The sequence below is a fragment of the Pseudomonas protegens genome (assembly GCF_003732485.1).
Classification (GTDB): domain Bacteria; phylum Pseudomonadota; class Gammaproteobacteria; order Pseudomonadales; family Pseudomonadaceae; genus Aquipseudomonas; species Aquipseudomonas protegens_B.
The window spans coordinates 30,872-40,933 of record NZ_MOAK01000080.1 but is presented as its reverse complement, the minus strand read 5'-3'; the positions used below and the strand labels follow the sequence as shown (position 1 = coordinate 40,933).

The window sequence follows — 10,062 nt, the reverse complement described above, 5'->3', positions numbered from 1 at the left end:
GTCTCGTCCGGGAATGCTGATTTGTTCGCCATGCTCCATGTCGGTGATGGAGCGGCGGCTAACGGCCTCTTCGACAGCCTTTTTGATGTGGTCACGGTAACGCCGCAGAAACCGCTGACGGTTCACCGTGCTCTTGTTCTTGCCATTGAGACGTCGGTCGATCACATAGCTCATGGGCCCCTCCGGGGAGCTTCAAGACATAAGCCTCAAGCCGGAAGCAACGCCACAGCAGAGCCTGTAAGGGCTCTACGGCACCGTGCTTGCAGCTTGTGGCTAGAAGCTTGCAGCTGCTTCACTGCGATTTTCTGACCCGCAGATACCATTCGGACAACAGCCGTACCTGTTTGTCGGTGTAGCCGCGCTCGACCATTCGTGTGACGAAGTCGTTGTGTTTCTGCTGATCCTCCTTGCTGGCCTTGGCATTGAAGCTGATGACCGGCAGCAGATCCTCGGTGTTGGAGAACATTTTCTTCTCGATGACCACCCGCAGCTTCTCGTAGCTGAGCCAAGTGGGGTTCTTGCCATTGTTGTTGGCTCGGGCCCGCAGGACGAAGTTGACGATTTCGTTGCGGAAGTCTTTCGGGTTGCTGATGCCCGCAGGTTTTTCGATCTTCTCCAGCTCTTCGTTGAGGGCGACGCGATTGAGGATTTCGCCGGTTTCCGGATCGCGGTATTCCTGATCCTGAATCCAGAAGTCCGCGTAGAGAACATAACGGTCGAAGATGTTCTGGCCGTACTCGCTGTAGGACTCGAGGTAGGCGGTCTGGATCTCCTTGCCGATGAACTCGATGTAGCGCGGTGCCAGGTACTCCTTGAGGAAGCGCAGGTAGCGCTCGCGGGTTTCCGCCTGGAACTGCTCCTGCTCGATCTGTTGTTCCAGCACATACAGCAGGTGCACTGGGTTAGCCGCCACTTCATGGGGATCGAAGTTGAAGACTTTTGACAGGATCTTGAAGGCGAAGCGGGTCGACAGGCCATTCATGCCTTCATCGACGCCGGCACTGTCGCGGTACTCCTGGATCGACTTGGCCTTGGGGTCGGTGTCTTTCAGGTTCTCGCCGTCATAGACGCGCATCTTCGAGTAGATATTGGAGTTTTCCGGCTCCTTCAGACGCGACAGCACAGTGAACTGCGCCAGCATCTTCAGGGTGTCGGGGGCGCAATGGGCCTTGGCCAGCGAGCTGTTGAACAGCAGCTTGTCGTAAATCTTCACCTCATCGGTGACCCGCAGGCAGTAAGGCACCTTGACGATGTAGATCCGGTCAATGAAGGCTTCGTTGTTCTTGTTGTTGCGGAAGGTGTGCCACTCCGATTCGTTGGAGTGGGCCAGAAGGATGCCGGTGAAGGGGATCGCCCCCAGCCCTTCGGTACTGTTGTAGTTGCCTTCCTGGGTCGCGGTGAGCAGTGGGTGCAGCACCTTGATCGGTGCCTTGAACATTTCGACGAACTCCATCAGGCCCTGGTTGGCCCGGCACAGTGCCCCGGAGTAGCTGTAGGCGTCGGCATCGTTCTGCGGGAATTCTTCCAGTTTGCGGATATCCACTTTGCCCACCAAGGCCGAGATGTCCTGGTTGTTCTCATCGCCCGGTTCGGTCTTGGCCACGGCAATCTGGTTGAGAATCGATGGGTAAAGTTTCACTACCCGGAACTGGCTGATGTCACCACCGAATTCCGACAGGCGCTTGGTGGCCCAAGGCGACATGATGGTGTTGAGGTAGCGCCGCGGGATACCGAAGTCTTCTTCGAGAATGGCGCCATCTTCCGTGGCGTTGAACAGGCCCAGTGGCGATTCGAAGACCGGAGAGCCCTTGATGGCGTAGAAGGGCACTTTTTCGATCAGTTGTTTGAGCTTCTCGGCCAGGGAAGATTTACCACCCCCCACCGGTCCCAGGAGATAGAGGATCTGTTTCTTCTCTTCCAGGCCCTGAGCGGCATGGCGGAAATAGGAGACGATCTGGTCGATGCACTCTTCCATGCCATGGAAGTCTTCAAAGGCCGGATACCGCCTGATGACCTTGTTGGAGAAGATTCGCGACAGCCTCGAGTTGGTCGAGGTGTCCAGCAGCTCGGGCTCGCCGATGGCCAATAGCAAGCGCTCGGCGGCGGATGCATAGGCGCTTCGGTCCTTTTTGCACAGTTCCAAGTATTCCTGCAGCGAAAACTCTTCCTGGCGTGTGGATTCGAAGCGTTGTTGGAAGTGGCTAAAAATACTCATGACGTCACCTCGCTCGATACGTGGAGCCGGCGTCGGATCAGTCAGTCAAGTGCTGGCATGCAACTGAGTTTCCAGCTGCTGTTTACCCCCCAGAACACTTTCAAAGCTATCGACCTTGAAAGCTAGTACCGATGACCCGCTCGCCGGTGTACCGGCTCTCCCCTGATTTGGATGGCCTGAGGCTAAGGATAGTTCGGAATCCGGGAGGTCAAGGCGAGATGGGGAATTAGTTGCGCACTACCGTTCGTCCGGTGGCGCGTCAGCCCGCGTAGTACGCGGGCTAGAGCTGCTGAAAAAAATTATTCGGCGGTGCCTTGGGCGATTTCCGTCGGATAGGTGCTGCGCCATAGTTCGAAGCCGCCATCGAGGCTGTAAACGTCGGAGAAGCCCTGGCTCACCAGGTACGCCGCAGCGCTCTGGCTGGAGTTGCCGTGATAGCAGACCACCACCAATGGGGCATCGAGGTCGGCGCCGCGAATGAAGTCGGAAATGGAATGATTATCCAGGTGTTGCGCGCCGCTGATATGGCTCAGTGCATAGGTTTGCGGGTCGCGGATATCCACGACCACTGCACCTTGTTCGCGCAGTGCCTGGGCCTGTTCTGGAGGGATGCGTTTGAATTCGCTCATGGCGGGCTCCTGGAGCTTGGTAGTCAGCGCCGACTAGCGCTTTGCCGGGATGGGCAAGGGTTCGGGGGAAAGGGGCGCAGTGTGCCCCTGGGCGTCGCAATCGCAGGTCAGGCGCACGCCGGTATCGACATTCAGCAAGGTCATGGCCCCACCCCAGACGCAGCCGCTGTCCAGGGCGAAGATGCCGGGTTCGTTGCTATGGCCTTCCAGGGCTGCCCAGTGGCCGAAGATGATCTTCAGGTCCCGGGTCTTGCGCTCCTTGTGACTGAACCAGGGGGCGTAGCCCGGTGGTGCGGTGTCCAGTCCTTCCTTGCTCTTGAGGTCGAGCTTGCCCTCGCTGGTGCAGAAACGCATGCGGGTGAAGTAGTTGGTGATGACGCGCAGGCGGGTCACGCCCTTGAGGTCGCTGTCCCATTTCGCTGGATCGTTACCGTACATGCCGTCCAGGAAGGGCTCGAAGAGGTTGTCGTCGCGTAGCGCTTCCTCGACTTCGGCGGCGCACTTGAGGGCCTTCTTCAGTGACCACTGCGGGGCGATGCCGGCATGGACCAGGGCCACGTTGCGGGCTTCGTCGTAATGCATCAGTTTTTGCTGGCGCAACCACTGCAACAGTTCTTCGCAATCTGGGGCTTCAAGGATTTCCCGCAGTGTGTCGGACTTTTTCAGCCGTTCGATGTTGCGCCAGGCTGCCAGCAGGTGCAGGTCGTGATTGCCCAACACGCAGACCAGCGAATCGCGAATGGAATAAAGGTAGCGCAGGGTTTCCAGTGACTGTGGGCCGCGATTGACCAGGTCACCCACCAGCCACAGGCGGTCCCTGGCAGGGTCGAAGGCGACTTGTTCAAGCAGGCACTGCAGCGGCTCCAGGCAGCCTTGCAGGTCGCCGACGGCGTAGGTCGCCATCAGTGCAGGGCTCCGGGGACTGCCAGGCGGAAGGGGGCAATGATGGCGTCGAACTGTTTGCCGTCCTCGGCCAGCATCTGGTAGCTGCCCTGCATGTTGCCAACCCGGGTAGTCATCACCGTTCCGCTGCTATAGGTGTGGCTCTTGCCGGCGGCAATCAATGGTTGCTGGCCAACCACGCCAGCGCCGCGGACTTCTTCCACATGGCCGTCACCGTCGGTGATCACCCAGTGCCGCGACAGCAGCTTGGCCGGGAGTGATCCGTTGTTCTGAACGGTAATGGTGTAGGCGAAAGCGAAGCGGTTCTGCTCGGGTTGCGATTGGTCTGCCAGAAAGCGGGTGACGACGCTGACGTCGACCTGATAACGAGGATCGGACATGCAAAAGGCCTTTAAAGCAAAGCGGGGCGCGGGACAAAGCTGATGGAGGTCAGTCTAGGTCAAGTATCGGGTAGTAAACCAGACATCCTGTCCGGCGTCCTACCCGATCTCGGGCAAGGGCGTTTCTCAGTCGGCGGCAGGCTTGGGCTGGTCGGCCAACTGATCGGCCAGGCGCACGAAGGCGGCCAGGTCCAGTTGCTCGGGACGCAGGCTGCCATCGACACCGGCGGCTTCGATCTCGGCGCTGCTGAGGAGGGCCTTGAGGGTGTTGCGCAGGGTCTTGCGGCGCTGGTTGAAGGCTTCGCGGACGATGCGTTCCAGCAGGCGATGATCCTTGGCTGGATGCGGTAGCACCGCGTGGGGCACCAGGCGCACGATGGCCGAATCAACCTTTGGGGGGGGATTGAAGGCGCCGGGGCCGACGTTGAACAGGTGTTCCACGCGGCAGTGATACTGAACCATGATCGACAGGCGACCCCAGTCACCGCCACCAGGGCCGGCGGCCAGGCGCTCGACCACTTCCTTTTGCAGCATGAAGTGCATGTCGCGGATCAGCCCGGCGTTCTGCAGCAGGTGGAAGATCAGCGGGGTGGAGATGTTGTAGGGCAGGTTACCGACCACCCGCAGGCTGCTGGGGGCCGCGCCCAGGGTGTTGAAGTCGAACTTCAGGGCATCGCCCTGGTGCAGGTTGAAGTTGCTCTTGCCGGCGAACTGCTGGTTGAGGATCGGGATCAGATCCTTGTCCAGTTCCACCACGTCCAACTGGGCTCCGCTGCCCAGCAGGCCCTCGGTCAGTGCGCCCTGGCCCGGGCCGATTTCCAGCATGCGGTCTTCGGGTTTGGCGTGGATAGCCCGCAGGATACGGTCGATAACGCCGGCGTCATGCAGGAAGTTCTGGCCGAAGCGCTTGCGCGCCCGGTGTTGGTATTGCTCGCTCATAAACGGTTCTCGGCCATCTGGTAGGCGGTTTCCAGGGCGACCTGCAGGCTGCCGGTGTCGATCTTGCCGCTACCGGCCAGGTCCAGGGCGGTGCCGTGGTCGACGGAGGTGCGGATGATCGGCAAGCCGAGCGTCACATTGACGGCCGCGCCGAAGCCTTTGTATTTCAGCACGGGCAAGCCTTGGTCGTGGTACATCGCCAGCACTGCGTCGCAGTGCTCCAGATATTTGGGGGTAAACAGAGTGTCGGCAGGCAATGGACCGCGCAGGTCCATGCCTTCGGTGCGCAGACGCTCTAGGGTAGGTTCGATGATGTCGATTTCTTCGCGGCCCAGGTGCCCGCCTTCGCCGGCATGGGGGTTGAGCCCGCAAACCAGGATCCGCGGCTGGGCAATACCGAACTTGTGTTGCAGGTCGGCATGCAGGATCCGCGTGACTCGCTCCAGGCGTTCTGCAGTGATGGCGTCGGCAATCTCCCGCAAGGGCAGGTGCGTGGTCACCAGCGCGACACGCAAGCCACGGGTGGCCAGCATCATGACCACTTGTTCGGTGTGGGTCAGGTCCGCAAGGAATTCGGTGTGCCCGGAAAAGGCGATCCCGGAATCGTTGATCACGCCTTTATGTACGGGGGCGGTGATCATGCCGACAAAGTGCCCGTCCAGGCAGCCTTGGCCGGCCCGGGTCAGGGTTTCCAGGACGAAGGCTGCATTGGCCTGGTCCAGCTGGCCGCTGACTACTGGCTTGGCCAGGGGCGTGTCCCAGACATACAGGCTGCCCGCCGGAGCGGCTTCAGTCGGCAGTTGGTCCAGGGTTACCGGTAGCAGATTGACTGCCACGCCCAGCTGCGCGGCCCGCTCAAGGAGCAGGTCGTGGCTGGTAATGGCAATCAGGGGATATGGCTGGGGTTGCGAGGCGAGCAGCAGGCACAGGTCAGGACCTATACCCGCCGGTTCGCCGGGTGTCAGAGCGAAACGTCTGGGTTTCACTGCGCCGCCTGTTCAGCGCCAGGCAGTTTGATTTCGACGTAGGCCTCATCACGGATCTGCCGCAACCAGGTCTGCAGCTCTTCGTCGTACTTGCGGTTGCGCAGCACGGTCATGGCTTGTTGTTCACGGGCCTGACTGGTGCTGTCGGTGGCGCGACGGCCAAGGACTTCCAGTACATGCCAGCCATAAGGGCTCTTGAACGGCTTGGACAACTGACCTTGTGGGGTCTTGGCCATCACTTCGCGGAACTCAGGCACCAGGGCGTTCGGGTCGATCCAGTTGAGGTCGCCGCCGTTGAGCGCCGAACCCGGGTCTTCCGAGTAGCTTTTCGCCAGTTCGGCAAAGTCTTCGCCGGCTTCGATGCGGTCGTAGAGTTTCTGCGCCAGGCGCTTGGTCTCTTCTTCGCTGCGAATCTCGCTTGGCTTGATCAGGATGTGGCGGACATGCACTTCGTCACGCACCTGATTGCCGCCACCGCGCTTGTCCAGCAGCTTGAGAATGATAAAGCCGCCTGGAGTGCGCGCTGGCTGGGTGATATCGCCCACTGCCATTGCGCTCAATTCACGGTCGAATGGAGGAGGCAATTGAGCGGCTTTACGCCAGCCCATGTCACCGCCTTCCAGGGCGTTGTCGCTGCCGGAGCGGGCGATCGCCAATTGCGCGAAGTCTGCACCTTGCTTGAGCTGCTGATACACATCCATGGCCTGGCGAGCAGCACTCTGAATGGCTTCGGAGTTGGCGCTTTCCGGGGTCGGAATCAGGATGTTGGCCAGGTGCAGCTCTTCGGAGAGCTGCATCTTGCCCAGGTCCGAGGCCAGGAAGTTCTTCACTTCCTGTTCCGACACCTGAATGCGCTCGGCCACCCGGCGTTGACGCACGCGGCTGATGATCATTTCACGGCGCACCTGGTCACGAGCGTCTTCATAAGACAGGCCGTCGTGGGCCAGGGCGGCCCGGAACTGCTCGATGCTCATGCTGTTGCGCTGGGCAATGGTGCCAATGGCCTGGTTCAGCTCTTCATCGGTGATGCGGATGCCGGAACGTTCGCCAATCTGCAGTTGCAGGTTTTCAACGATCAGACGCTCCAGAACCTGTTGCTCCAGGACGCTGGTAGGCGGCACGCCACCGCCACGCTTGGCGATGGTTTGCTGAACTTCGTGAACCCGCTGGTCCAACTGGCTCTGCATGACCACGTCGTTGTCGACGATGGCCACGACCTTGTCGATGGACTGCACTGCGGCGCTGGCCGCAGTACTCAGGAACAGCGCGCCCAGCATCAGCGGGCGCAGACAATCAGAAAGCTTGGTCTTCACGTTCACGATAACCTTGGATGCCTTTGTCGAGGAAGCTCTCTACTTTGGTGCCCATGACGCCACCGAGACCCTTCAGAACAATTTGGAGGAAGATGCCGCGGTCGCCTTTCTCGTTCTCCGGAGCGTTCTGACTGAACTCGTCATACTTGACCCAGTAACGACTGATCAGGCGCAGTTTCCAGCAGCAGTTGTCGTATTCGAAACCACCGAAGGCCTCGAGCGTGCGGTTACGGTTGTAGTCGTACTGCCAGCGGCTGATGGCGTTCCATTGCGGCACGATCGGCCAGATCACCGAGAAGTCATGCTGCTGGATCTTGTAGTAGTCCTTCACGTAACCAGGCGTGCCCGGAGTACCGTAGTCGCCACCCATTTTCCAGGTACCGCTGTTCTGGTCGTAGCGAATCTGGTCGTTGCGATAGCGATAGCCGGCGTTGACCACCTTGTTGGGGTTGTCTTCAGGTTGGTAGTGGAACATCGCACTGCCGGAACGTGGGCTGTGGCTGTCCGGGTCCCAGTTGTACTCTGCGGTGGTGCGCCAGTCGCGGTTGAAACGGTATTCGTATTCAAGGGCGTAAGGCGAGACGTTGGACTTGGCATCGTCACGAGTGCGGTAGTCGATACCCGGCAGCTGGACGGTGCGGTCCTTGAAGTACAGAGCCTGGCCAACGCTAACGCGCTGACGCTGGAAGCCGTTGTCTTCGATCCAGCGACTGGTCACGCCCAGGGACAGCTTGTTCTCGTCACCGACGCGGTCGGAACCGGAGAAGCGGTTGTCGCGGAATAGCGAAGCGTAGTTGAAAGTAGGTTCGCCGGTATCGAATACCGGGATGTCCTTCTGGTCTTCCTCAGGTACGTAGAGGTAGAACGCGCGCGGTTCCAGGGTCTGGCGGTAGTTCTTGCCGAACCATTGGGTGTTGCGGTCGAAGTAGAGGCCGCCGTCGACGCTGGCGATTGGTACGCCGCGGTTTTGTGAGCTCTTGTAGGACTCGCCCAGTGCTGCCGCTCGGTTGCGGTTGATCACCAGGTCATTTTTACCTTGGGCGTCCAAGTCAAGACTGTACTGGGTGTACATGTACTTGAGGGACGGCGTCAGATAACCATAACTCCAGTTCAGCGGCAGGCTGACACCGGGCTTGAGATTCAGGCGGTCGCCGTTGGAGCGCGCCAGACCAGCAACGTTGGTATCCAGGCGTGGGGTGCCCACTGTGCCGTTCGAGTTGAATGGACCACCGTCTTTGTCCGTGTAGTTGCCATTGAGCAGATCCCGCTCAAAGCGCACCAGCTCGGTTTCGTAAGTGAAATCCAGCCCTTGCGGATGGTAGGGAAGAGCACCGTTGAAGGTGATTTGCGGGAGCTTGTTGTACGGCGTGATATTGGCCACGCTCGCCAGCTCATACGCCTGCACGTTGAGGCGTGCGGTGTAATCGTCGCCACGGTAGGTCACGACGCCTTGCTGGTTGACGTAGTCGGTGGACTTCACGCCGATCTGATCGGTCTGCAGATCCTGGAAGTAGTACGGATCGCTGATCTTGGTGTAGTCGACCTCGGTCATCAACCGCGAATCAAGCCCGCCCTTGTGCTGCCAGTTGAGCATGTAGCGGGTTTTTTCGTAGTCGGTCTGCTTCTTGCGATCGGTGTCGTCGTCGTTGAGGTACGCGGCGCCGAACTGACCTTCGCTGCTCTTGGTCAGGTAACGGAATTCGCCTTCCATCAACAGGCCGCGCTTGGCCATGTAGCGTGGATACAGCGTGGCATCGTAGTTCGGTGCCAGGTTGAAGTAGTATGGGGTGACCAGCATGAACCCGGTATCGCTGCTGGTGCCGATGCTCGGTGGCAGGAAGCCGGACTGGCGACGGTCGTCGATCGGGAAGTAGATATACGGGGTGTACAGCACCGGAATATCTTTGACCCGCAAGGTCACGTTGGTTGCAGTACCGAAGCCGGTGGCCGGGTTCAAGGTGATGTTGTTGCCCTTGAGCTGCCAGGCGTTGCTGTTCGGTTCGCACGTGGTGTACGTACCATCCTTGAGGCGGATGATGGCGTTTTCCGCGCGTTTGGCGTACAGCGCACTGCCGCGAACCCGCGACTTGTGCATCACGTATTCGGCGTTATCGACCTTGGCTTCACCGGTGTCGAGCTGCACGTCGGCGTGGTCGCCGACCATCAGCGTGCCGTTATCGCGGATGCGTACGTTGCCGCTCAGCTCGCCACGGTTTTCGGCCTGATACAGGTTGGCCTCGTCGGCCTCGACCTGCATGCTGCCCTGGCGCATGACGACGTCACCGGCCAGGGTCGCCACCTGTTCTTCCTGCTGATAACGCGAAGCCTTGGCACCGATAAAGGTGGGGGCGTCACTTTTATTCGTCTTGTCATTCATGCCAGGACGAATCGGTTCGATATAGGAACCAGAGCAGTAAGGACCGGTTTCGGCCAATTGAGCGGCGGTGAGCTTCTCGCGCGGTACCCAGTCGAGGTGGCTGTAGTCCGCACTGCGGGACTTCAGACCCCGGCCTTTGGCCTCGGTGACCAGCACAGGCTTGTCGCCGGCAGCTTGTTCTGCGGTGCCGCTGTCGGTTGCGGTGGCACCGCTGGAGCTGACCGAGCTGGCATCGTGAACCGGCCGTGGAGGCAGTTGGGCTGCGCTGGCTTTCGGCGCACAGGCCCAGCCACCCGAAGCAGAGACTGAGCAGTCATACT

Annotated in this window: 9 protein-coding genes; all 9 read right to left on the bottom strand. The window is 60.0% G+C overall.

What is annotated here, in order from left to right; all coding sequences use genetic code 11:
* A partial coding sequence (locus tag BLX41_RS35900) for a DUF444 family protein (RefSeq protein WP_259745114.1) occupies positions 1–174 on the bottom strand: 174 nt, incomplete at its 3' end.
* 118 nt (positions 175–292) lie between these two features.
* Positions 293–2,215, bottom strand: a complete 1,923-nt coding sequence (locus BLX41_RS21415; RefSeq protein WP_011063831.1) for a PrkA family serine protein kinase — start codon at positions 2,213–2,215, stop codon at positions 293–295.
* Positions 2,216–2,514: 299 nt separating this feature from the next.
* Entirely contained in the window at positions 2,515–2,844 is a 330-nt protein-coding gene (gene glpE / locus BLX41_RS21410) for a thiosulfate sulfurtransferase GlpE (RefSeq protein WP_102861924.1), read from the bottom strand.
* Positions 2,845–2,877: 33 nt separating this feature from the next.
* Positions 2,878–3,747: a symmetrical bis(5'-nucleosyl)-tetraphosphatase gene (locus BLX41_RS21405; protein ID WP_123726501.1), complete on the bottom strand. Its 870-nt coding sequence runs from the start codon at positions 3,745–3,747 to the stop codon at positions 2,878–2,880.
* Complete coding sequence (gene apaG, locus BLX41_RS21400) at positions 3,747–4,127, bottom strand: Co2+/Mg2+ efflux protein ApaG (protein WP_025131262.1); 381 nt, start codon at positions 4,125–4,127, stop codon at positions 3,747–3,749. The genes BLX41_RS21405 and apaG overlap by 1 nt, the downstream gene beginning before the upstream one ends.
* A 126-nt stretch (positions 4,128–4,253) precedes the next feature.
* Entirely contained in the window at positions 4,254–5,066 is an 813-nt protein-coding gene (rsmA, locus tag BLX41_RS21395) for a 16S rRNA (adenine(1518)-N(6)/adenine(1519)-N(6))-dimethyltransferase RsmA (protein WP_016967935.1), read from the bottom strand.
* Positions 5,063–6,052, bottom strand: a complete 990-nt coding sequence (gene pdxA, locus BLX41_RS21390; RefSeq protein ID WP_123726500.1) for a 4-hydroxythreonine-4-phosphate dehydrogenase PdxA — start codon at positions 6,050–6,052, stop codon at positions 5,063–5,065. Before pdxA ends, rsmA begins: the two co-directional genes overlap by 4 nt.
* Entirely contained in the window at positions 6,049–7,365 is a 1,317-nt protein-coding gene (surA, locus tag BLX41_RS21385; protein WP_148059765.1) for a peptidylprolyl isomerase SurA, read from the bottom strand. The genes pdxA and surA overlap by 4 nt, the downstream gene beginning before the upstream one ends.
* The coding region (locus tag BLX41_RS21380) for an LPS-assembly protein LptD (RefSeq protein WP_259745058.1) at positions 7,346–10,062 on the bottom strand (2,717 nt) is incomplete at its 5' end. The genes surA and BLX41_RS21380, both read right to left, overlap by 20 nt.

What these genes read in the sequence shown, in the direction of transcription:
- BLX41_RS21415 (WP_011063831.1), bottom strand. Translation starts at nt 2,215, where the DNA reads ATGAGTATTTTTAGCCACTTCCAACAACGCTTCGAATCCACACGCCAG.
- glpE (WP_102861924.1), bottom strand. Translation starts at nt 2,844, where the DNA reads ATGAGCGAATTCAAACGCATCCCTCCAGAACAGGCCCAGGCACTGCGC.
- BLX41_RS21405 (WP_123726501.1), bottom strand. Translation starts at nt 3,747, where the DNA reads ATGGCGACCTACGCCGTCGGCGACCTGCAAGGCTGCCTGGAGCCGCTG.
- apaG (WP_025131262.1), bottom strand. Translation starts at nt 4,127, where the DNA reads ATGTCCGATCCTCGTTATCAGGTCGACGTCAGCGTCGTCACCCGCTTT.
- rsmA (WP_016967935.1), bottom strand. Translation starts at nt 5,066, where the DNA reads ATGAGCGAGCAATACCAACACCGGGCGCGCAAGCGCTTCGGCCAGAAC.